Source organism: Salinimicrobium terrae DSM 17865 (assembly GCF_000424665.1).
GTDB classification, from domain to species: domain Bacteria; phylum Bacteroidota; class Bacteroidia; order Flavobacteriales; family Flavobacteriaceae; genus Salinimicrobium; species Salinimicrobium terrae.
This window is the reverse complement of the sequence record NZ_KE384222.1, coordinates 1-23714: the sequence shown is the minus strand read 5'-3', so window position 1 is coordinate 23714 and position 23714 is coordinate 1. Positions and strand designations below refer to the sequence as shown.

Genomic DNA, 23714 nt, shown 5'->3' with positions numbered 1-23714 from the left:
ATCCTAAAATTTATAATAAAAATAAAGTATTCCCTGTAATCTAAATAACAACAGATCAAGACATAGATTCTCAAAGAAATAGAATAGTTTCTAAAATATATTACTTTTGCGTCCTAAACACCAAGTGATTTCGTGGAGCGGTTTTTGTAAACTATAAAATAAATCATTTTAGAGCTGCGTTAGTATAAAGATTTTCAGGAAACTACAAGATTTCTTATCCAATGAAATAATCTTGATAGTTTTGCGTTAATTACTATATTGCAAAGCCATAATTGCTATAAAAGATATTGTGAATATGAGAAATAATGTTGCTGTAAGGGCTCTTTTTGCCGTCGCTTTAAGTGCTGGCCTGGTGGGCTGTAACAACTCCAGGGATTATAAAGATAATTCCCGTGCTACCGGTTGGGATATTAATTCCAAGGATGGTGGTTTTAATTACAACGCCGATTACGATGAACAGGAAGCGGGACCGGGTCTGGTTTTCGTAGAAGGAGGAACCTTTACAATGGGGCGTGTGCAGGATGATGTAATGCATGACTGGAATAATACTCCAACCCAACAACATGTACAATCTTTCTACATGGACGAGACCGAGGTAACGAACCTCATGTATCTTGAATACCTTGATTACTTAAAGAGAGTATATCCACCGAGTGAAGAAAGGTATAGAAACATTTATATTGGTGCATTACCAGATACTCTGGTATGGAGAAACAGGTTAGGTTACAACGAAACCATGACCAACAACTATTTGCGCCACCCGGCATACGCAAACTATCCGGTAGTAGGAGTTAGTTGGATCCAGGCAGTAGAATTTAGTAAATGGAGAACAGACAGAGTAAATGAACTTCGACTTGAGAAAGAAGGTTTTACTGCTGAAGGTGCTCGCTTTGCTGCCGAACCAGGTCAGGGCTTTAGCACAGAAACTTATCTCAATGCACCAAGCCAGGTATATGGCGGGGATGAAGAGCTCTTGAGAGGCGGTGACAATGCAGACCGTTTTGAAGTAGAAGGAAATGCTGAGGATGGTACCGATGCCAAAAATCTTTACGTACAACGTAAACATGGGGTATTATTACCGGAATATCGTCTTCCTACCGAAGCTGAATGGGAATATGCAGCTCTTGCCCTTGTGGGACTTAGAGAATACAATGTTTACCGCGGAAGAAAAAAATATCCATGGGACAGCCAGTACACCCGAAGCGGAGACGCCAGAAGACGTGGTGATCAAATGGCCAACTTTAAGCAGGGGGATGGAGATTACGGCGGAATTGCCGGTTGGAGCGATGATGGTGCCGATATTACTGCCGAAGTCAAATCCTATGAACCGAATGATTTTGGACTTTATGACATGGCAGGTAATGTAGCCGAATGGGTTGCAGATGTTTACCGGCCAATTGTAGATGATGAATTTAATGACTTCAATTATTATCGAGGTAATGTCTACACAAAACACGTCATTACAGAAGATGGTACAGTAAAGGTTCTGGGAGAAGATGAGATAGTATATGACACCCTTAGCAACGGAAGAATAGTAGCAAGAAATCTTCCCGGAGAAATCGCTACGGTTCCAATAACATCTGAGGATACTTATCTGCGTACCAATTATAATGAAAGCGACCAGAGGAACTTCAGGGATGGCGACAGGAAATCATCCAGATATTACGACTCATTTGGTGAAGAAGGTATGGAAGACCCAAATAAGCGTATGTATAACTCCCCGATTCATACTGCCACTGTAGACAGTATTGGAGGCCAGAGCCTAGAGTACGACCAATCTACGGGACGTACTACACTTGTAGACGACAACGTTCGGGTGTATAAAGGAGGAAGCTGGAGAGATCGTGCTTATTGGTTAGATCCTGCACAAAGGAGATATTTCCCACAGGATATGGCCACCGATTACATTGGGTTTAGAAACGCAATGTCCAGAGTTGGATCTAAATCTCTTAATGAAAACAAGACAGCAAGAAATTAATTTTCTGAAAATATAAAGAAGAAGCCCTAATTTAGTTAGGGCTTCTTCTTTATAGCTTTAATTTATGAAGATATCCCAACTCCACCAGCTTTTTCTTGACAGCTCCGGAATAAGCACCGACACAAGGAAGATTAAAAAAGACAGTATTTTTTTCGCCTTGAAAGGAGAAAATTTTAATGCTAACGAATTCGCCGAAGAAGCCCTTGAAAAAGGAGCTGCATATGCTGTTATTGACGAAGAGCTCAAAGGAGAAAATAAAAGATTCCTGCAGGTAGAGGATAGTCTCCAGGCACTTCAACAACTGGCGTCATTTCACAGGAAGCACCTGGGAATTCCAATCCTAGCCCTTACCGGCAGCAATGGCAAAACCACAACAAAAGAACTATTTAATGTGGTTCTATCCATGAAATTTAAAGTTGTGGCCACAGTAGGCAACCTCAACAATCATATCGGAGTTCCGCTTACCTTGCTATCTATGAATGATGAGACCGAAATAGGCATTGTGGAAATGGGTGCCAACCACCAGAAGGAGATTCAGTTTCTGTGCAATATTGCAACACCAAATTATGGATACATAACCAATTTTGGTAAGGCCCACCTCGAAGGCTTCGGAGGTGTGGAAGGTGTGATCAAAGGCAAGAAAGAGTTGTATGATCATCTAAAAGACAATAACAAATTGCTCTTTCTGAACCTTGATGACACATTACAAAGACAGGAAAAATCATATCCCAATACCTTCAGCTTTAGTTCTTCTGAAAAAGCAGATATTCAACTGAAATATTTTAGAGAAGATTCTTATGCCGGTATTGAAGTCGACGGAGAAAAGATCTGTGGCCAACTCACGGGAGATTATAATGGCACCAACATGGCAGTCGCCTACATCGTTGGGAAATATTTCGGGGTTCCCTCGCAAAAAATTGTGAAAGCTATTAAGCATTACAGTCCGCAGAACAATAGGTCACAGATCATCCTCAAAGATAACAGAAAGATAATTTTAGATGCTTACAATGCCAATCCATCGAGTATGGCCGCAGCTCTCGAAAATCTTAACCACATGGAAGGCTCTCCCAAAATTGCCATTTTAGGAGATATGTTCGAGCTTGGCTCTGAAGCCGAAACCGAACATCAACAACTGGTTGAGGATTACACGGCCTCTCCTATAAACAAAATTTATATTATTGGCTCTAACTTCTATAAAACAACTTCAAACTCACCAAAAATTAAAAAGTTTGAAACTTTTGAGGACTTTAGGATCTGGTTTCAACCTTCAGAATTCAATGAGGGCATAATCTTAATTAAAGGTTCCCGCGGAATGGCACTGGAAAGGCTAATGGAATTGTTGTAGAAAAATCGCTCTTCATTTTTCACAAGACCACAGCCGTATCTTTTTATTCTCCTTTCTTCAGCTTTAAAGAATATAATCTGTACTTACAAAATTTGAATTTCTGCTTTGCAGCAGTTCCCGGATAATTGCATTATTATAATCATTTTCCTTGGAGGCCACGAAGGTTCTTATAGAGAAAGAACGTAGAGCATCATGTACACTCAGGGTGCCCACCGCAGAATCTTTTCTTCCCGTGAATGGAAAGACATCCGGACCACGTTGGCAGGAACTGTTTAGATTTACACGACATACCAGGTTCACCATAGTATCTATTAACGGAGCTAACTCTTTAATACTTCTGCCAAACAGGCTCACCTGTTGCCCGTAATTTGAAGCTGCGATTTCATCCAGAAGACTTTCGATATCTGTAAAAGATTTAATAGGGATAACCGGTCCAAATTGCTCTTCTTTATAAACCCTCATCTCCGTAGTAACAGGATACAAAACAGCAGGAAATATAAAATTATCTGAGGTCTGTCCTCCCTTTTTATTTAGAATTGAAGCTCCCTTTTCCTTTGCATCATCGATAAGCTCCTGTATGTACGCCGGCTTTTCTGGTTCGGGAAGCGGAGTAAGTTTTACTCCGGGCTCCCATGGATTGCCGAATTTCAGTTGATCTACTCTTCGGGCAAATCTTTCATTGAACTCTTTTCTTATATCTTCATGCACATAAACAATTTTAAGGGCAGTGCAGCGCTGTCCATTAAATGACAATGTACCTGATAGTACTTCTTCAATAGTAAGATCAAGATCTGCATCGGGAAGTATTATGGCCGGATTTTTTGCTTCCAGACCAAGAACGAGCCTCAACCTGTTTTTATACGGATGCTGATCCTGAAGTGCAATTGCCGATTTGCTATTTCCTATTAAAGCAAGAACATCAATTCTTCCACTTTTCATTATTGGCGCAGCCACTTCTCTCCCTCTACCAAAAATAATATTTACCACCCCTTCCGGGAAACTATTCCTGAAGGCTTCCAGTAATGGAGTAAGTAGCAACACACCATGTTTGGCGGGCTTAAAAATTACCGTATTACCCATAATAAGGGCCGGGATAAGTAGCGCAAAAGTTTCATTTAGTGGATAATTATATGGACCAAGACATAAAACCACCCCTAAAGGACCTCGTCTTACGTGAGCGTTAACTTTATCCCTTTTTAGAAATTTAGCACTGTCACGATCGAGTTGCTTGTACTCTTCAATGGTGTCATAAATGTATTCTACGGTGCGATCAAATTCTTTTTCCGAGTCAGGCAAGGATTTTCCTATTTCCCACATTAGGAGCTTTACCACCTCATCTCTTTTGGTCTTCATTTGTGAAACGAACTGCTCCATAGACGCAATTCTGTCATTCACTTTCATAGTGGGCCATTTCCCCTGTCCCTTGGCATATGCCTTACATGCACTTTCCAGGACATCAAGAGCTGTTTTCTCATCCATATGAGGCACAGTACCCAATAAAGTTTTTTCATACTTATCGGAAGTGGAAATGGTAGAATAAACTTCATCCATTTTTCCCTTCCAGGGAATAAGCTCCCCGTTGGCAAGGTAACTCTCCTGGTGAACTAAGTCCGTAACTGCATATTTTTCTGACTTCTTCATACTCTACTGATATTTTATTTTTTATAAAGATGATACTTAGGCCTTTTTCTCGGAGAAAAATTTGAAAAGGTTAATTTAAGCCAAAATCGATAAAAAAAAGAAAATATCTGTTTTTTAACAAAATGTGAAGAATCTACGAAGTTCGTGAAATTTAAAAGAAGGTGTTTAAAACAGTCTGAAAATTAAAAAACCTCACAGGTTTTGAAAACCTGTGAGGTTTGAACTTAAAGATCTGTTCTTTGGAAGTTAGACGTTCCCTATCTGTGGGTGATACTGGGTTCGAACCAGTGACCCCTACCTTGTCGAGGTAGTGCTCTGAACCAGCTGAGCTAATCACCCTTAATCAAAAAAGGCCTCCAAGAGGAAGCCTTAAAATTCTGTGGGCAATGAGGGATTCGAACCCCCGACCCCCTCGGTGTAAACGAGGTGCTCTGAACCAACTGAGCTAATTGCCCTAACTTATTTATGAACTTCTGCATTATTAAGAAGTATCCCTCTCTGAATGCGGATGCAAATATAGATCACAATTTTAATTCTGCAAAGAATAATTTCAAAAATATTGAATTATTTCTGCTACTGTAAAAGTACTTCCTCCAACATAGATAACATCCCTTACTGAAGCTAATGACAGCGCAGCTTCATAAGCCTCAGAAACTGAATTATATGACCTTCCAAAAAGGCCATTTTCAGCAGCCTTTTTTTGTAGTTCAACAGCATCAAGACCACGAGGAACATTTGGCCTGCAAAAATAATAATTTGCACTTTGGGGAAAGACCGGGAACAAAGATATAAGGTCTTTATCATTGACGACACCAATAACTAAGTGCAATTGCTCAAAATTCTCCTCCTGAAGCTGTTTCATGGCATAAACCAGCCCTTCCTTATTATGTGCAGTATCACAGATAACTTTAGGGTTTTCCTGCAACACCTCCCATCTGCCCCTGAGTCCAGTGTTAAAAATAACATTTTCAAGACCTTTTTTTGCAGCCTCTTCTGTTATTAGCTCCCAGCCGCGATCCTTCAATACTTCCAAAGTCATGGAAACAGTGCGAATATTCTTTTTTTGATAATATCCTTTAAGATCTGAGGAGTAAAGTTTTCCGGTAAAATCTTCAGCTAAATAAAGAGGAGCTTCTTTTGCTTTAGCCAGTTCTTTAAATACGGGAAAAGTCTCTTCCTGATATTCTCCAATAACAACAGGCGTATCTTTTTTAATTATACCCCCTTTTTCCGCAGCAATTTCAGGCAGGGTATTCCCCAAAATGTTCATGTGATCGTAACCAATATTGGTAATCACCGAAACTTCAGGGGAAATCACATTTGTGGAATCCAACCTTCCGCCGAGCCCAACTTCAATTACAGCAATATCGACTTTCTCTGTTGAAAAATATTGAAAAGCCATCCCGACAGTCATTTCAAAGAATGAGAGGCTTTCCTGCTCAAAAAAGGCTTTGTTGATGTGGATAAACTCAGTAACTGCAAGTTCGGGAATTACTTCTCCATTGATCCTTATACGCTCCCTGAAATCTTTAAGATGAGGTGATGTATAAAGGCCAACTTTATATCCCGCTTCCTGCAAGACAGAAGCCAGCATATGAGACACAGAGCCTTTGCCGTTGGTACCGGCCACATGAAGTGTTTTAAATTTATGATGAGGAAATTCAAGCTGTTTTACGAGCTTTTGAATATTTGACAAATCAACCTTATAGGCTGAACTTCCCACCTGTTGATACATTGGCAACTGTTGAAACATCCATTCAACAGTTTCTGTATAGGTCATCAAGTTATTCTGTAAGTTTGAAGTTATAGATAATGGTCCCCACCTGTTTCACGGGAGCATCGGGATCACTATTAAAGCGCGTAGCCAGCGCAGCTCTTTTGGCAGGATCTGTAAGACAGGTAGCATTGTTGGTAGTACCTTTTACTCCGGGTATAGCTCGAGTAACGGCGCCGCTACGGTTTACTTCGATCTGGACCACCACCAAACCGGACTCATTACAATCCTGTACAAATTTTTCTTTGTTTAAGGCTTTACGACCTCCCAGGCGGTAATTACCGTCCCCGTCGAGTCCCATCCCAGCACCATAGTACGACTTTGCGTTTGGATCTCCATCGGGACTACCTTTATCACCTGCAGCTTCATCATTGACTTCTCCGCCTCTCGCCTGCCCGTCACTTACAGGTCCGTTAAGAATACTGCTCAAGGCATCTGTTGTAGATTGAGAAGGTTTAGGATCTGGTTTTTTTACAGGTTCTTCCACCTTCTCCACCGGAGTCTCCACCTTCTGAACTATTTTCTCCTCCTTTTTCTTTTCAACTACAGGAGCCTCAACAATGTCCTGGGTAACTACTTCTTCCTGAATATTATTTTCTACGGGAGTAACAGGAGTACTGGTTTGCTGAGGAGATGTTCTCACAGGCTCGGTTGGTTGCTCAATACCCGAACCAACATCTGAAGTTCCGAAGTTTATAGCAATTCCATTTTGGGGAGGAGGATCAAGATATTTGAATCCAAAGAACAGCAATAATAAAATCAGCAATACGTGGAGCACCACTGTAATTGCCATTGATTTTCTTTCATGTTCTGTCTCCAGGTATTTCACTCTGCTATTTTTCTATTGTTTTATTCAGCAAACTTGGTTCCACAATTACCAAAAAATGGTAAAAGCATTCAAAATTATTCAGGTTTTACTGCAAGTACAATTTTGTACCGGTTGCGGTTTGCAATGTCCATAACATCTACCGCCCTTTCTATTGGCACTCCTTCTTCGGCTCTTAAAATAATGGTTGGATCTTCAACCCCGGACAATGCCTGCTTAAGTCTTGCTTCCAAGGAGCTATTGCTCACTCTTTCCTTGTCAATATAGACCTGAAGGTCTTTTGTGATACTCACCGCCACATTTTGCTTGGTCGTAGTTTTGCCCTTAGCTTTTGGCAGAACAAGATCCAGGGCTTCCGGAGTTATGGCCGGAGAGGTGAGCATAAAGAAGATCAATAAAAGGAATACAATATCTGTCATGGAACTCATACTGAATTCCGGACTGATCTTATTTCTGCCTCGTAAATTCATACTATACAGGTTCGTTAAGAAGGTCAAGGAAATCAACGGCAGTAGCTTCCATTTGATGCACTACCTTATCTGTCTTTACTACGAGGTGATTATATCCAATATAGGCAATAATACCTACAATAAGACCTGCCACAGTGGTAGTCATCGCGGTGTAAATACCTTCAGCAAGAGCACCCATCTCGGCTTGTCCGCTACTTGTTGCCAATTCATGGAAGGCGATCACCATTCCTATTACTGTTCCGAGGAAACCAATCATAGGCGCAGCACCTGCAATAGTTGCGAGCACACTCACGTTTTTTTCCAGCTTATAAACTTCAAGGCGACCGGCGTTTTCAATTGCCGTATTAATATCTTCCAATGGGCTTCCTATACGATCAAGTCCCTTGGCAGTAAGCCTGGCAACCGGCGAATTAGCCTGCGCACACCGAATTCGTGCAGATTCAATATTTCCGTGTAAAACGCTGTCTTTAATCTGGTTCATGAAATTACTATCGGTCTCTGAAGCAGCTTTAATAGCAAACAATCTTTCAAAATAGATATAAATGGCTGCAAACAACAAAATAAAAAGGATAAGAATTATTACCTGCCCTCCAATTCCGCCGCTAAGGAACAAATCAAATAATGAGAGGGTTTTTTCCTCTACTACCGGTTCTGCCTCCTGAGCTGCCTGGGCAAGACCATCCTCCTGAAAAAAGTATAGCATTTGTGTATCTGGTTTTTTATGTAACGTGAGAATCTATTTTTAATTGTAAAGATAAACAGCCTTTGATTTAATACAACCTAAAACAGGAATATAAATAGTGAAGATGAAAGTAAATATAATAAACTATTTGCACCACCTAAATCTACATGCCCGCAGGCCGAAATTTTAAAGACACCTTTATAATCAATTATCCGGAACAGCTATTCAGCAACTGAATCTGAACCGGCCTAAGCTCTGGTCATACCAGTTTATTTAGTGCAACTTCAAATGCTGTTTTACTGATGTGAGTTTTGTTACTGTTATGGCTGGCGGTATTTTGAATAGCGTTTCTTATGGTAATAGAGGTATCATTGAAAATGGCTTCATCTGTCATTTGCACTCTTCGCTCCATAAAATAGGCGAAGACCCTTGCCATCCCGCAGTTGGCAATAAAGTCGGGAATAACACTAATTCTTTCATCTGTATATTCCATTATTGGTCCAAAGAATATTTCCTTGTCGGCAAAAGGAACATTAGCACCGCTGGAAATAACTTCCAATCCCGAAGCTACCATTTTGTCAACCTGGTCTCTCGTAATCAAGCGGGAAGCAGCACAAGGTGCGAAAACCTGTGCATTAAGTGACCAAATACGATCATTGATCTCTCCAAAAGGAATCAGGTTTTCAGATTTTAATGTGTTTCCATCTTTATTGAGAAAAAGATCCCTTATCTCATCAAAAGAAAAACCACCCTCGTTAATCAATCCACCATTGCGATCTATGATCCCCACCACTTTGGCCCCCATTTGGGCAAGATAGTAAGCGGCGGCGGCACCTACATTTCCAAATCCCTGCACAATAGCTTTTTTCCCCTGAACATTGCCTCCATAAATATCATAATAGTGTCGCACTGCTTCGGCTACTCCATAGCCGGTGATCATATCGGCCACAGTGTATTTCCTGGAAACGTCGGGTGAAAATCTTGAATTTTCAAGAACCTTTATCACTCCCTGGCGCAACTGGCCAATACGGTTGATCTTATCGGCTTCGGTCGGCTTGAAATGGCCGTTGAAAACTCCCTCCTGTGGATGCCACACTCCGGAATCTTCGGTTATTGGAATTACTTCGTGAATCTCGTCAACGTTCAAATCTCCTCCCGTTCCATAATAACTTTTTAAAAGAGGCGACACTGCTTTATACCAGCGTTCCAGAACCCCTTTTTTCCGTGGATCATTAGGATCAAAATTTATACCCGACTTCGCCCCACCTATCGCAGGACCGGAAACTGTGAATTTTACCTCCATGGTCTTTGCTAACGACAATACCTCGTTCATGTCCAACCCCTTTCTCATCCTTGTCCCTCCACCTGCAGCACCACCGCGCAAAGAGTTAATCACAACCCAGCCTTCGGCATCGGTTTCGGGATCTTTCCAGTTAAAAACAATTTCAGGAGCTTTATTCTGATATAAGTCGAGTAATTCTTTCATGATAATTTAAAAATTGTCGCACAAATATAAAAAACTATCAATGGTGATATCTATATAGAAAGACATATTTAAATAAAGACAAGAAAGTCAAAAAATGAACCTAATGATTCTGATTTTAAAAATTATAAATTTTTTCACCTCCGGTTCTAAGGATTTGACGTTTTTGGATGTTTTAGACAGTTTTTTAAAGCCATTTCCCTCTCCAATTGATATAATTTTCCCCCCGACTGAGCTTTTCTAATTACCAATACAACAAAAAACATATAATATTTTTTTACCCCCTATAATTTTAGGGATGTAATTTTATTAAATACACTTTTTTAAACGAATACCCCATTTTTTATAGTGTATGTTTGACATTTAACATAATTTTATTCGGTCAAAACAAAACAATGTCTTTATGAAAAAAATTGAAGCAATTATTAGAAAGTCAAAATTTGACGGAGTAAAAAAGGCCCTTCATGAAACGGGTGTCAACTTCTTTAGTTACTGGGATGTAACCGGAGTAGGCAATGAAACACAGGGGCATGTCTATCGCGGCGTGGCGTACAGTACCACAGACATTCAACGCAGGATGATATCTCTAGTGGTTTCTGACGAATTTTTAGAGAGAACGGTACAGGTTATTCTGGATTCATCCTATACGGGTTCTGTAGGCGACGGTAAAATCTTTATTTCACCGGTAGAAGAGGCCTTAAGAATAAGAACCAAAGAGAGAGGGACCCACTCCCTGTCATAATCCACAAAACTTACTAAACCAACATAAAATTATACAAATGGAATTACTTACTACAAATAACGTATGGATGATGGTATGCACCGCCCTCGTGTTTTTTATGCACCTCGGCTTTTCCTTATTGGAGGTTGGATTAACCCGTCAAAAGAATGCCATCAACATCCTGTTCAAAAACGTATTCATCATTTGCACCGGACTACTTCTCTATGCTGTGATTGGCTTTAACTTAATGTATCCCGGATCCTTTATTCTTGGAGTTATACCCGATTATTTCTTTGGCCTCTTTGGCCTGAGCGCTCCTGTAGCCGAGGGAGCCCTGGACCTCACATATAGTGAAGGGTATACTTATTGGACCGATTTTCTTTTCCAGGGCATGTTTGCCGCAACAGCCGCCACTATAGTCTCCGGAGCCGTTGCCGAAAGAATCAAGCTTTCTTCTTTTATGATATTCTCAATTATCTACCTCGCAATCGTGTATCCTATTGCAGGCTCCTGGAAGTGGGGTGGAGGGTTCCTTGATGAACTGGGCTTTTATGATTTTGCAGGGTCTACACTGGTTCACTCTGTAGGCGGCTGGGCTGCACTTGTGGCAATCTCTCTTTTGGGAGCAAGAATTGGAAAATTTGGGGAAGACGGAAGCTCACTTGCCATTCCCGGACATAATGTGCCTTTAGCTACGGCCGGAGTATTTATTCTTTGGCTTGGATGGTTTGGCTTTAACGGAGGTTCGGTACTCTCTGCAGATCCTTCCGCAACTTCCCTAACCTTAGTCACTACATGTTTAGCTGCGGCGGCCGGTGGTATTTCTGCTTTCATCATTTCCACAACGTGGTATAAAAATTACGATCTGACTATGTTTCTGAATGGAATTTTAGGAGGACTGGTAGGAATTACTGCAGGTGCCGATGTAATGTCTCCTACAGATGCTGTTTCAATAGGTTTAATTGCCGGTGCGCTCATCGTACTTGGTGTTGCACTCATAGACAAATTAAGACTTGATGATCCCGTAGGAGCAGTAGCTGTTCACCTTATTTGCGGCATCTGGGGAACCTTAGCCGTAGGGATATTTGGATCTCTTGCAGGCGTGGAACAATTTCTAAACCAATTAATTGGAGTCGCTGTAATCGGAGCTTTTTGCTGCATTTCTGCTTTTATAATCATTTATAGTATAAAAGCTATTATAGGACTCAGGATGGAAACTCATGAAGAAACGGAAGGACTTGATCTTCATGAACATGGCATGGATGCCTACGCAGAATTTGCAGGTAAGGCAGATAAATAATTAAAAAAAGGAGTGCCTGGCAGGGCACTCCTCTAAATTCATTTCAATAAACCAAAGTTCAACTCATTTCAACTAATCAAACTATGCTTTTATTATGAAACAAATCACAATTACAAAGATGCGGAAATTTTTATTTTTGGCATTGCTCGGCCTGTTTAATATTACAATGTCTGGCCAGGAATCAAATGAGCTGGAAGAAACATTACCGGGCTTCAGCATTAACGGTTCGGTGGACACTTATTTCCGGGCGAATTTCAATGGCCTCAACAAATTTGTATATGGACCTGATGGTGAAATTCCAATTGCCGGGCCACAGGCACCGGCAACCGCTTTTGCCAATGACCCGGGCTTTGCGCTTGGGATGGCAAATGTCATTTTTGGCTACGAAGGTGAGAAAATAGGATTTGTAGCCGACCTGGTTTTTGGACCAAGAGGCGAAGAAGCAGTTTTCCTTTCTATGGGCTCAAGTAACATCGTTAACCAACTGTACGTATTTTATAATATTTCTGATAATGTAAAGCTAACCCTGGGTGACTTCAATACATTTTTGGGATATGAAGTTATATCCCCGGTGGATAACTTCAACTACTCCACTTCTTACATGTTCTCCTATGGTCCTTTCTCCCATACCGGTTTAAAAGCTGACATAACTCTTAGTGATAACTGGAGTGCAATGTTCGCCATCATGAACCCTACAGATTATACTGAATTTGATCCATTCGGAGTTTATACTTTTGGAGCCCAGCTCGGGTACTCAGTCGGATCCGGAAGTGCTTACCTAAATCTTATTTACGGCGAACAGGCACCGGGTCTAGATCCTACTTTTCAAATAGATCTTACTACCGGATGGAATGTTTCGGAAGCTTTTTACCTTGGATTAAATACAACCTACAACAACACAGACGATGTAGGGTTTTACGGAGCGGCATTTTATCCACAGCTTCAAACCTCAGATAATTTTGCTATTGGCCTCAGAGCAGAATACTTTAAGGAACTTGCAAATGGGGGTAATGAAGTAATTGTATACGATTCTGATGCAAGTGTAACCGCATTTACCCTTACCGGAAACTATACCATTGGAAGCCTGATCATTAAGCCTGAGTTAAGGCTGGACAACGTAGACAGAGATGTATTTCTAAATCAAGATCTTGAACCTACAGATAATCTATCCTCATTTATCCTGGCGGCAGTTTACGCTTTTTAGAAAATAAGCCGGTAAGTTTCAATCTTAAACGAAACTTGCCGGCTTCATTAATTCGTAAAAAGATATTAATTAAATAATTCTCTTATCATTTATTTAGAATATTTAGAAAATCCATTAGCCGTAAAAATTTTACCTGTGGAATGATCTTTTGAGGCTCCAGTGACTGAGCTAAAAACATTATTCTCCCCCCTCAATTTAAGGACTCCTAAAAAACCAAAAATAAGAGCTTCTTTAAAATTAACCATTTCTACAGGCGGAATGACAATTTGAGTTCGCGTGCGCCTTTTAATCTCCTTGATGAGATAATCATTAAAAACCCCTCCACCCGTTACCAGCACTTTTTCTTCGGAAGAATCCCGCAATTCATTCGAAATAACTTCCGCAGCATGCTCAGTGTAGGTTCTAAGCAAGCAAGGAATAGATTCATACCTTCCAAAAAGGGGAAAAATATACTTGTTTACCCACTCGATCCCTAAAGATTTAGGTGGACGAAGTCCGTAATAAGGTATCTTCTGAAGCTCTTCCAAAAGTTCTTCATTTAGTTCTCCAGATGCTGCTACTTCTCCCTTTCTGTCGTAAGGAAGATCAATCTTCTGAGAAAGGAAATTTAAAACTGTATTTACCGCACAAATATCATAGGCTAACCGGCTCCCGTTAGGTTTTGTGGAAATATTAGCAAATCCTCCCAGGTTGAGGCAGTAATCGTATTCAGAAAAGAGCAACTCATCCCCCACCGGGACCAATGGCGCACCCTGTCCTCCTAATTCCACGTCCTGCACCCTGAAATCACATACTACTGTGTGTCCCAAATTTTCGGCAAGCTGCGGAAGGTTGCCTAATTGTAAGGTATAACCATTTTCGGGATCATGTTTTATGGTGTGGCCATGGCTGCAAATTGCATCGGGGTCAAAAATGGCATTTTTAGTGAGAAAATCTAAAATGACTTCAGAAAGGAACTGAGTATAATTTTCATTAAGCCGTTTCAGTTGATCCTCATCATAAAGAACAGCTTTGGAAAGAATCTTTTGCCAATCTTCAGGATAAGGAACAGTTTCCGCGGTAATTATTTTATAAGTCCAACCTTCAGATAAGGTAAAATTTACATGCGCCAGGTCTATGCCATCAAGGGATGTCCCCGACATTACTCCTATAACGTTATAGTTTTTTCTATTCATTTAGGTAAAAATAGCCAACTCAATTGATAAAACACCTCTAAAACGGTATCTTTGCCATCCAAAATTCAACATTTTCTAAAAATATACCGAATGGATTTTAATCTTACTGAAGAACATATAATGATACGCGATGCGGCACGTGATTTTGCAAAAAATGAATTGCTGCCCGGGGTGATTGAAAGAGACGAAAAACAAGAATTTCCGAAGGAGCAGATAAAAAAGATGGGAGAACTTGGATTTCTGGGGATGATGGTTTCTCCCGAATATGGCGGCGGCGGCATGGATACAGTGTCTTATGTTCTCGCTATGGAAGAGATTTCAAAAATTGATGCTTCAGCTTCTGTAGTGATGTCGGTCAATAATTCTCTTGTTTGCTGGGGTCTTGAAAAATTTGCAAATGAAGAGCAAAAACAAAAATATCTTACCAAATTGGCTACGGGAGAATCTATTGGAGCATTCTGTCTCTCTGAACCTGAAGCCGGAAGTGATGCAACTTCACAAAAAACAACAGCTATTGAAAAAGAAGACCACTATGTTTTAAATGGCACCAAAAACTGGATCACCAATGGTAGCACTGCAGATATTTATATTGTAATTGCACAAACTCATCCCGAGCTCAAGCATAAGGGAATAAACGCTTTCATTGTTGAGAAAGGTTCTAAAGGATTTGAAATTGGCCCTAAAGAGCAGAAACTGGGAATTCGGGGAAGTGACACACATTCTTTAAACTTTAATGATGTAAAAGTTCCTAAAGAGAACAGGATTGGAGAAGACGGTTTCGGATTTAAGTTTGCAATGAAAACCCTCTCGGGTGGACGTATTGGAATTGCTGCCCAGGCCCTTGGTATTGCAGCGGGAGCTTACGAACTGGCAAAGGAATATGCAAAAGTTCGTAAGGCTTTTGGAACAGAAATAATGAATCACCAGGCAATTGCTTTTAAAATTGCCGATATGTATACTTCAATTGAAGCTTCCCGTCACCTGGTTATGAAAGCAGCCTGTGATAAAGACAACGGGGAAAATTATGACCTTAGCGGCGCCATGGCAAAATTGTTCGCGTCAAAAACGGCCATGGATGTGACGGTCGAAGCCGTACAGGTACATGGAGGAAACGGATATGTGAAGGAGTATCACGTAGAAAGATTAATGCGAGACGCGAAAATTACGCAGATTTATGAAGGAACTTCCGAAATTCAAAAAATTGTAATCTCAAGAAGCGTTTTTAGAGATTAAGGGGGTGTACTCATATTTAATATAAAAAAGCAGCCAATAAGGCTGTTTTTTTATGTGATATCAATAATAAATATGTGTTTTAATTTGTTAAACCCCCTAATGTTATAGGGGGTGTAAATTTTAGGTCTATTTTTTTAAAATTTTTAGAATATCAAGGATTTAGGATAGACAAAACCCGATAAATTTTGGATATCATAATTGAGGTACCGCCTAATTCCGAATTTAATAAAATAAGCCGATTTAATTAATTTTTATGCATTTTTATCATATAATTAGTCCATATGATAAATTAAATGCATAAAATAATGTATTTTTGTGATTATCACATAAAAATACATTTCAATGAAACCAGAGCAGCAGGGTCTTTATTCGCCGGAATTTGAACGCGATAATTGTGGAGCAGGATTTATTTGTAACCTCAAAGGAGAAAGAACAAACGATATTATCCATAAAGCACTGGATATTCTTGTTCGTTTAGAACATCGGGGTGCGGTAAGTGCCGATGGAAGAACAGGAGATGGTGCAGGAATTTTAATTGAGATTCCCCACAATTTTTTTAAGAAAGTCTGTAAATTTTCACTTCCGGAGCCAAAGGAATATGCTGTGGGAATGGTTTTCCTACCTCCGTCAGAGAATCAAAGGAGAATTGTAAAAAAGAAATTTGAAGAACAAATTCTTCGGCAGGGCCTTGATATAATAGGATGGCGGGAGGTTCCTGTTGACCATTCCTGCCTTGGAAGTATTGCGGCCTTAACTGAGCCTAATGTCCAACAGCTCTTTATCAGTAAAGGAGACGACATTTCTGCTACAGAATTTAATGCACGTCTCTTTACAGCACGAAAAATTGCTGAACACAAAATTGAGCACTCAGAACTTTCAGAGGCTTTTTATTTCTACGTTTCAAGTTTATCTACCAACACCATAATATATAAGGGGCTCCTTATGCCCGAAGACATTAATATCTATTACCGGGATCTTGATGATCCTGACCTGGTGACAAAACTTGCTCTCGTCCACCAGCGTTTTTCCACCAATACCTTCCCAAGTTGGGACCTGGCTCAACCTTTCAGATACATGTGCCACAATGGGGAAATTAATACGCTGCGGGGAAATCTAAGCCGCATGAAGGCAAGGGAAGAACTCTTTAAAAGTGAATTACTGGGAGACTATGTAAAAGAGATCCTGCCCATTACTGCGGAAGGAAAATCTGACTCGGCATCAATGGATACTGTCCTGGAACTGCTTCTTCATACTGGCCGCTCTTTACCGGAAGCAATTATGATGATGGTACCCGAAGCCTGGGAAAAAAATCCCATGATGACCGAGGATAAAAAGAGTTTTTACGAATTCAATTCCTGTATAATGGAACCTTGGGACGGTCCCGCTTCCATACCTTTTACAGATGGAAATTATATTGGTGCTCTTCTGGACAGAAATGGTCTTCGCCCTTCCCGTTACACCCTTACCAAAGACGGATATGTCGTAATGGCATCAGAAACCGGGGTAATTGAAATCGCCCCCGAAAATGTCGAAAGACATGGTCGATTAGAACCGGGAAGAATGTTCCTGGTCGACATGAATGAAGGAAGAATTATTGAAGACGAAGAAGTAAAGAGTAAAATTGTAGCTCAAAGACCATATGGGAAATGGTTGAAAGAGAATTTACTTCCCCTCGCAGATGTTCCATATACAGGCAATAAAACGCCCATTGAAAAAATTGATTTTAAAACACGGCAAAAACTTTTTGGATATACTCTTGAAGATGTGAACAGTATAATTGCGCCAATGGCTCAGCTTTCAAAAGAAGCTATAGGTTCTATGGGATCAGATATCCCTTTAGCTGTACTTTCAGATAAACCACAGTTGCTCTTCAACTACTTTAAACAGCTTTTTGCACAGGTCACTAATCCACCTCTGGATGGAATCAGGGAAGAAATTGTAACAGACATCAGCCTTTCTATAGGTGAGGACAAAAATCTATTTGATATAATTCCAGAGCACGCCAGGAAACTGCGGATACAAAACCCTGTGATCTCCAACGAAGATCTTGATAAAATAAAGTCAATTCAAAAGCCAGGTTTTAAAGCGACTCCAATATCAATCTTATATGAAACGGCAAAAGGACTAAACGGACTGGAAGAACGTTTGGACCAAATGATAAATGAAATAACAGCAGCAGTTGATGCAGGTTCCAACATTATAATTCTTTCTGACAGAGGTGCAGATTTTTCCCATGCTCCAATTCCTTCCTTACTCGCCTGCTCCTATGTGCACCATATGGTGAAAAAACACAAACGCCGTTCCTCTTTCGGAATTGTAATTGAATCTGCCGAGCCAAGAGAGCCTCATCACTTTGCATTATTGTTTGGTTATGGGGCCAGTGCAATAAATCCTTATATGGTAAATGAAATTATTTACAATCTTGCAAATACCGGAGAAATTGAAATAAAAGATCCTGAGGTAGCAGTTCAAAATTTCAACACTGCCATTGGGAAAGGGATTGTGAAAATCATGAATAAAATCGGGATTTCAACTCTTCATTCCTACCGGGGTGCCCAGATATTCGAAATCCTGGGATTAAACCAAAAATTTGTAGATAAATATTTCTCCAATACTCCAACGAGAATAGAAGGCATCGGTTTATATGAAGTAGAAAAAGAAATTCAGAAAAGGATCAAAAAAGCCTTTAATCCAGACAATGAAAATACCCCCACTGAACTGGAAATAGGCGGAGATTACCGCTGGCGAAGAAAAGGAGAGAGACATATGTTTAATCCTGCAAGTGTAGCAAAACTTCAGCAGGCCGTAAAACAGAACAATCCCCGGAGCTACGAGGAATACTCAAAACTAATAAATGACCAGAGTAAAAATCTGATGACCATTCGGGGTATGTTTAAATTCCGGCATCTTAACCCTATCCCAATTGAAGAGGTAGAACCATGGACAGAGATTGTAAAAAGGTTCAAAACGGGGGCCATGTCTTTTGGCTCCATAAGTAGGGAAGCTCATGAGAACCTGGCCATTGCGATGAACAGGATGAAAGGAAAAAGTAATTCTGGAGAAGGGGGTGAAGATGAGAGCCGTTTTCACAAAAGCCCCGACGGCAACTGGCGAAATTCTGCTATAAAACAGGTAGCATCTGGTAGGTTTGGTGTTTCTATAGATTACCTGACAAACGCACAGGAAATTCAAATCAAAATGGCCCAGGGAGCAAAACCAGGTGAAGGTGGACATTTGCCGGGTCCAAAAGTAAATCCCGAAATAGCCAAAACGAGGAATTCTACTCCTTATGTCGGCTTGATCTCCCCTCCTCCACATCATGATATCTACTCGATTGAAGATTTGGCGCAACTTATTTTCGACTTAAAAAATGCGAATCGAGAAGCCAGAATTAATGTGAAGCTGGTATCAAAAATTGGAGTGGGAACAATTGCCGCCGGGGTAGCAAAAGCTAAAGCCGATGTTGTACTCGTGTCAGGATTTGATGGAGGAACCGGAGCCGCACCTCTAACTTCTTTGAGACACGCCGGCCTTCCCTGGGAACTCGGTATAGCTGAAGTTCAACAGACTTTGCTGTTAAATGATCTGAGAAGCCGAATAGTTGTAGAGTGTGACGGACAGTTAAAAACCGGAAGAGACGTGGCAGTAGCCTGTCTATTGGGTGCAGAAGAATTCGGATTTTCAACTGCTCCGTTAGTGGCTTCGGGTTGCATCATGATGCGTGCCTGCCACTTAAATACCTGTCCTGTAGGAATAGCTACCCAGGATCCGGAATTAAGGAAAAATTTTAAAGGAACTCCTGAACATGTAATAAACTTCATGTATTTCGTCGCTCAGGAATTGCGGCAGATCATGGCAGATCTTGGTTTTAAAACTATTAATGAAATGGTAGGGCAAAGTCAAAAATTAGATATGGACAAAGCTATTGACCATTATAAAGCACAAGGCATTGATCTTTCTAAGATCCTTTACAAGCCAAAAATCGACGAAGATATGCCGCTGTATAATACTTTGGAACAGGATCACCGTCTGGACGATGTTTTAGATTTCAAAATTCTAAAGAAGGCGCATCCCGCCATTTACAGAAAGGAAAAGATGAACCTTGATTATGCTATTTCAAATATTAATCGTACCACAGGCGCAATAATAAGTAATGAAATATCCAAGATCCACGGAGCCAAAGGACTTCCTAAAAACACGCTAACCATAAATTTTAGTGGTTCAGCAGGTCAGAGTTTTGGGGCTTTTGCCACAAAAGGTTTAACGCTAAAAGTTGAAGGAAATACAAATGATTATTTCGGAAAAGGTCTTAGTGGTGCCATACTTTCTGTAAAGAAACCGGAAAAAGCAACTTTTAAATCCAATGAAAATATCATTATTGGAAACGTTGCTCTCTATGGAGCTACCAATGGAGAAGCATATATTAATGGGATTGGTGGAGAACGTTTTTGCGTCAGAAATTCGGGTGCAAAAGCTGTAATTGAAGGAATTGGAGATCACGGTTGTGAATACATGACTGGAGGAATTGCTGTGATCTTAGGTACAATAGGAAGGAATTTTGCAGCAGGCATGAGTGGAGGAATTGCTTACATTTTTGATCCTGACAACAAGATAAACAGTCATAACTTCAACATGGAGATGATAGGCCTTGAAGAACCAAATCAAGAAGACGGAATAAAATTAAGAGAGCTGATCAACAATCATTACACCTATACCCAAAGTGAGGTAGCAAAAGAAATTTTAAAGGATTGGGAAGGAAACATCAGGAAGTTTATAAAAGTAATGCCAGTAGAGTACAAAAAAGCTCTCCAACTTCTGGAGGACGAGAAAAGAGCAGATGCCGAAAAAGAACTTAAAACAGCATAATAATGGACAAATTAAAAGGATTTTTAAAATATCCCAGGAGAGAAGAAGAAACAATTACAGTTCAGGAAAGGGTAAAAAATTATCAGGAGTTCACTCATAAACTAAGCAATGAGGAGCTAAACGAACAGGGCGCCCGGTGTATGGATTGTGGAATTCCATTTTGTCACAGCGGCTGCCCCCTTGGAAATCTTATTCCCGATTTTAATAATGCTGTTTACAAGAACGACTGGAAAAATGCACTTAAGATTTTACATTCCACAAACAATTTCCCTGAGTTTACAGGACGCTTATGTCCTGCACCTTGTGAATCTGCCTGCGTTCTGGGAATAATACAACCACCGGTAGCAATAGAACTTATCGAAAAATACATCCCTGAACGGGGATTTCAGGAAGGATGGATAACCGCCAGTCCTCCCAAAACGCGAACAGGGAAAACTGTGGCTGTAGTAGGATCGGGACCTGCAGGTCTTGCAGCTGCACAACAACTTAACAGAGCGGGCCACACTGTTACCGTATTTGAAAGAGATAAGAAGGTGGGCGGCCTGTTACGTTACGGGATTCCCGACTTTAAGCTGGAAAAAAGAATAATCGATCGTCGCCTGGCAATTTTGGAAGAAGAAGGCATAAATTTTAAAACTGACACCCATGTTGGAGTGAATTATGAGATCGAAAAACTTAAAGAATATGATGCGATAGTTTTATGTGGTGGTGCTACCAGGAAAAGACATTTACCAATTCCCGGAGCCGATGCAAAAGGAGTAGTACAGGCAATGGATTTTCTGAAACAGAACAATGAAGTAGTAGACGGGCTTTCAGAACCTACTGAAGATTTACACGCAAAAGATAAGCATGTGATCGTCATTGGTGGAGGAGACACTGGGTCTGACTGTGTGGGAACATCAAACAGACATGGTGCAAAATCTGTCATTAATTTTGAGATCATGCCTATGCCATCAGAATCCAGAACAAACGCCAGCCCCTGGCCTTACTGGCCTTTTACTCTTAAAACTACGTCCTCTCATGAGGAAGGAGTTGAGAGGAACTGGAGCATTTCCACCCGAAGATTTATAACGGACGATAAAGGAAAACTAAAGAGTCTGGAAACAATTGAAGTTGAGTGGGTAAAGACAGAAAGTGGAGCCCCCAGGTTACAGGAAATTGAAGGAACTGAAAAGGAATGGCCATGTGATCTTGCACTCCTGGCGCTAGGATTTACAGGACCCGAAAATACTTTGAGTCAGCAACTCGGTTTGGAAGTTGATACCCGAACGAACATAAAAGCCGGAGATAACTATCAAACCAACGTTCCTAATATATTCACTGCCGGAGACATGCGCCGCGGACAGTCTTTAATAGTTTGGGCTATTTCTGAAGGCCGGGAAGCAGCAAGATCTGTAGATGAGTATTTAATGGGGAAATCATTTTTGCCAACTAAAGGAAACGGAGATCTTCCTGCTGCCTGATCTTTAACTAAAATGAAAAAGCAGCCGTTTCTGGCTGCTTTTTCATTAAAATTAACTAATTATATCACTTTTTAGAAGAAATTATTTGCTTAACAATAGTTTCTCTTTCGGTAATGATCTTCAATACATACATCTGATTTGCTTTTAAAGCAAAATCAATATTTAATGTAGTCACAGAACCCTCTCCGACATTTGTATCATAATAGGTTCTCAGATGGTTTCCTCCCATATCGTATACCTCGATTACAACACTTGGAGTATATTCCATCTCGAACTTCAGGTTTAAAGTCTCTTTAAACGGTACGGGATAAACATTTACTGAAGAAGCTACTTTAGCCTCATCATTTCCTCTTCCATTGTTATCGCTATTTCCATTCTTACCATTTCCGCTATCAGCTTCGTCATCACACCTTTCAGATGGTGCTGATGTTGCTTTGGAACCTCCAAGAGTACAACCGGCATTATTGAGCATATCAAGGTGCGCACCAGCACTGTCTGCATTATTGAAGTTGGCGTTCACATATTCAATTACTTCTGCAGTGGTTCCTATTTCATAATCAACTTCACTACTACAAGCGTTGAGCAATGCAGCTACAGATTGACGTCCAAGGTTATAGATGCCTCCACCACCAAGATTCAGTACTTCAAGCAATGTTAAAGTAGCCAATTCATCGGGTGCGTTTACAAATACGTCTCCATATTCTGAACAAGTCTGGTATTCACCACACCATCTGTCAGTATGGTTTTTCCAATATCCAAGGGTACAGCCTGTGAATTCAGGACAATTTGGCTCAACCAATTGAACAGTAGTACTTCCAAATTCACATCCATCGCTGCTTTTTGCCTCGATTAAATAGGATCCTACAGGAAGTCCTACGAAACCATCGACGGGATACAGGACTCTAGTGTAGTATTCCATTCCAGAACCATCATGTGTAACAGTAAATCTCAAATCAGGATTTAAGTCTGGATTTGTAATTTTAATTGTGCCCTCTAATGTTTCACAATCAGGCTGAATAACCTCTGCAAGAAGTGTAATTTCAACTTCACTTGGTCTGTTTATGATTACATCAAATTCTGCTGAAATACAGCCATCTTCGTCGTAACGAATTTCAAAGATATGGGTGCCTACGCTAAGACTAATCTCTTCTGAATAATGGATGAAATCACCTCCATCGATACTATAGTAAAGATTTTCTCCGGCATCAATAAACACCAGGCTGCCATCTCCACCAAGACAATCGGCTTGTGTTGTCTGGTAAACGGGAGGTTCGGGATTTGGTATTACTTCAGCCGCAGCTTCAGCGTAACCAGTACAATCATTCCCGTCAGTCACCCAGACACTGATCACATCACCATCTGCAAGCACCGCTGAATAAGTATTATCAACACCTTGCTGAAGATTTTCCTCTCCTGCATCGTACTCATCGTTTTCATTTGCATCAACGAAGAATAAATAGTCTGCAAATCCTGTTGTCGCTGTAAAGGTGGATTCCACTCCATAGCATACGGCATCAGTATCCAGCTCCGGAGTAGGATTGGCGTTAACTGCA

The 23714-nt window shown here is 40.6% G+C and carries 16 protein-coding genes and 2 tRNA genes; 8 read left to right on the top strand and 10 right to left on the bottom strand.

Annotated features, from left to right (window positions below):
• Positions 1-295 precede the first annotated feature (295 nt).
• Entirely contained in the window at positions 296-1978 is a 1683-nt protein-coding gene (gldJ, locus tag H148_RS0114425; RefSeq protein ID WP_029035426.1) for a gliding motility lipoprotein GldJ, read from the top strand.
• A 64-nt stretch (positions 1979-2042) separates the two neighbouring features.
• On the top strand, positions 2043-3323 hold the full coding sequence (locus H148_RS0114420) for a UDP-N-acetylmuramoyl-tripeptide--D-alanyl-D-alanine ligase (RefSeq protein ID WP_029035425.1): 1281 nt from the start codon (positions 2043-2045) through the stop codon (positions 3321-3323).
• A 63-nt stretch (positions 3324-3386) separates the two neighbouring features.
• Here the strand turns inward: H148_RS0114420 and H148_RS0114415 are convergent, their stop codons facing one another.
• The 8 genes from H148_RS0114415 to H148_RS0114380 form a co-directional block, all read right to left on the bottom strand.
• Complete coding sequence (locus H148_RS0114415) at positions 3387-4964, bottom strand: NADP-dependent glyceraldehyde-3-phosphate dehydrogenase (RefSeq protein WP_029035424.1); 1578 nt, start codon at positions 4962-4964, stop codon at positions 3387-3389.
• A gap of 264 nt (positions 4965-5228) precedes the next feature.
• Positions 5229-5303, bottom strand: a tRNA-Val gene (locus H148_RS0114410).
• A 41-nt stretch (positions 5304-5344) separates the two neighbouring features.
• Positions 5345-5419 (bottom strand) — tRNA-Val (locus tag H148_RS0114405).
• Positions 5420-5514: 95 nt separating this feature from the next.
• Entirely contained in the window at positions 5515-6744 is a 1230-nt protein-coding gene (locus tag H148_RS0114400) for a bifunctional folylpolyglutamate synthase/dihydrofolate synthase (RefSeq protein ID WP_029035423.1), read from the bottom strand.
• 4 nt (positions 6745-6748) lie between these two features.
• The gene (locus tag H148_RS0114395; protein ID WP_029035422.1) at positions 6749-7567 is read right to left on the bottom strand and encodes an energy transducer TonB; all 819 of its coding nucleotides are present in this window, start codon (positions 7565-7567) and stop codon (positions 6749-6751) included.
• A gap of 74 nt (positions 7568-7641) precedes the next feature.
• Positions 7642-8034, bottom strand: a complete 393-nt coding sequence (locus H148_RS0114390) for an ExbD/TolR family protein (RefSeq protein WP_029035421.1) — start codon at positions 8032-8034, stop codon at positions 7642-7644.
• 1 nt (position 8035) lies between these two features.
• A complete protein-coding gene (locus H148_RS0114385; RefSeq protein WP_029035420.1) occupies positions 8036-8737 on the bottom strand; it encodes a MotA/TolQ/ExbB proton channel family protein in 702 nt (233 codons plus the stop codon).
• Between the two features lie 238 nt (positions 8738-8975).
• A complete protein-coding gene (locus H148_RS0114380; RefSeq protein WP_029035419.1) occupies positions 8976-10202 on the bottom strand; it encodes a Glu/Leu/Phe/Val dehydrogenase dimerization domain-containing protein in 1227 nt (408 codons plus the stop codon).
• Positions 10203-10602: 400 nt separating this feature from the next.
• Between H148_RS0114380 and H148_RS0114370 the strand changes: the two genes are divergently transcribed.
• The 3 genes from H148_RS0114370 to H148_RS0114360 all read left to right on the top strand — a co-directional run bounded on the left by H148_RS0114370 (position 10603) and on the right by H148_RS0114360 (position 13424).
• On the top strand, positions 10603-10941 hold the full coding sequence (locus H148_RS0114370) for a P-II family nitrogen regulator (RefSeq protein WP_029035418.1): 339 nt from the start codon (positions 10603-10605) through the stop codon (positions 10939-10941).
• A gap of 37 nt (positions 10942-10978) precedes the next feature.
• Positions 10979-12220 carry an ammonium transporter gene (locus tag H148_RS0114365; protein ID WP_037325418.1) on the top strand — a complete coding sequence of 414 codons (1242 nt, stop codon included), beginning with the start codon at positions 10979-10981 and terminating at the stop codon, positions 12218-12220.
• A gap of 94 nt (positions 12221-12314) precedes the next feature.
• Complete coding sequence (locus H148_RS0114360) at positions 12315-13424, top strand: porin (protein ID WP_029035416.1); 1110 nt, start codon at positions 12315-12317, stop codon at positions 13422-13424.
• Between the two features lie 89 nt (positions 13425-13513).
• Here H148_RS0114360 and H148_RS0114355 read toward each other — a convergent pair whose 3' ends face one another.
• The gene (locus H148_RS0114355) at positions 13514-14599 is read right to left on the bottom strand and encodes an anhydro-N-acetylmuramic acid kinase (protein WP_029035415.1); all 1086 of its coding nucleotides are present in this window, start codon (positions 14597-14599) and stop codon (positions 13514-13516) included.
• A 90-nt stretch (positions 14600-14689) separates the two neighbouring features.
• On the opposite strand from H148_RS0114355, the gene H148_RS0114350 reads away from it, so the two are divergent.
• The 3 genes from H148_RS0114350 (at position 14690) to H148_RS0114340 (ending at position 22161) form a co-directional block, all read left to right on the top strand.
• Positions 14690-15832: an acyl-CoA dehydrogenase gene (locus tag H148_RS0114350; protein WP_029035414.1), complete on the top strand. Its 1143-nt coding sequence runs from the start codon at positions 14690-14692 to the stop codon at positions 15830-15832.
• 342 nt (positions 15833-16174) lie between these two features.
• The gene (gene gltB, locus H148_RS0114345) at positions 16175-20698 is read left to right on the top strand and encodes a glutamate synthase large subunit (protein WP_029035413.1); all 4524 of its coding nucleotides are present in this window, start codon (positions 16175-16177) and stop codon (positions 20696-20698) included.
• Positions 20699-20700: 2 nt separating this feature from the next.
• Entirely contained in the window at positions 20701-22161 is a 1461-nt protein-coding gene (locus H148_RS0114340) for a glutamate synthase subunit beta (RefSeq protein ID WP_029035412.1), read from the top strand.
• 64 nt (positions 22162-22225) lie between these two features.
• Here the strand turns inward: H148_RS0114340 and H148_RS18040 are convergent.
• Positions 22226-23714 (bottom strand): T9SS type A sorting domain-containing protein (locus H148_RS18040; RefSeq protein ID WP_037325416.1); only part of this gene is annotated, 1489 nt, incomplete at its 5' end.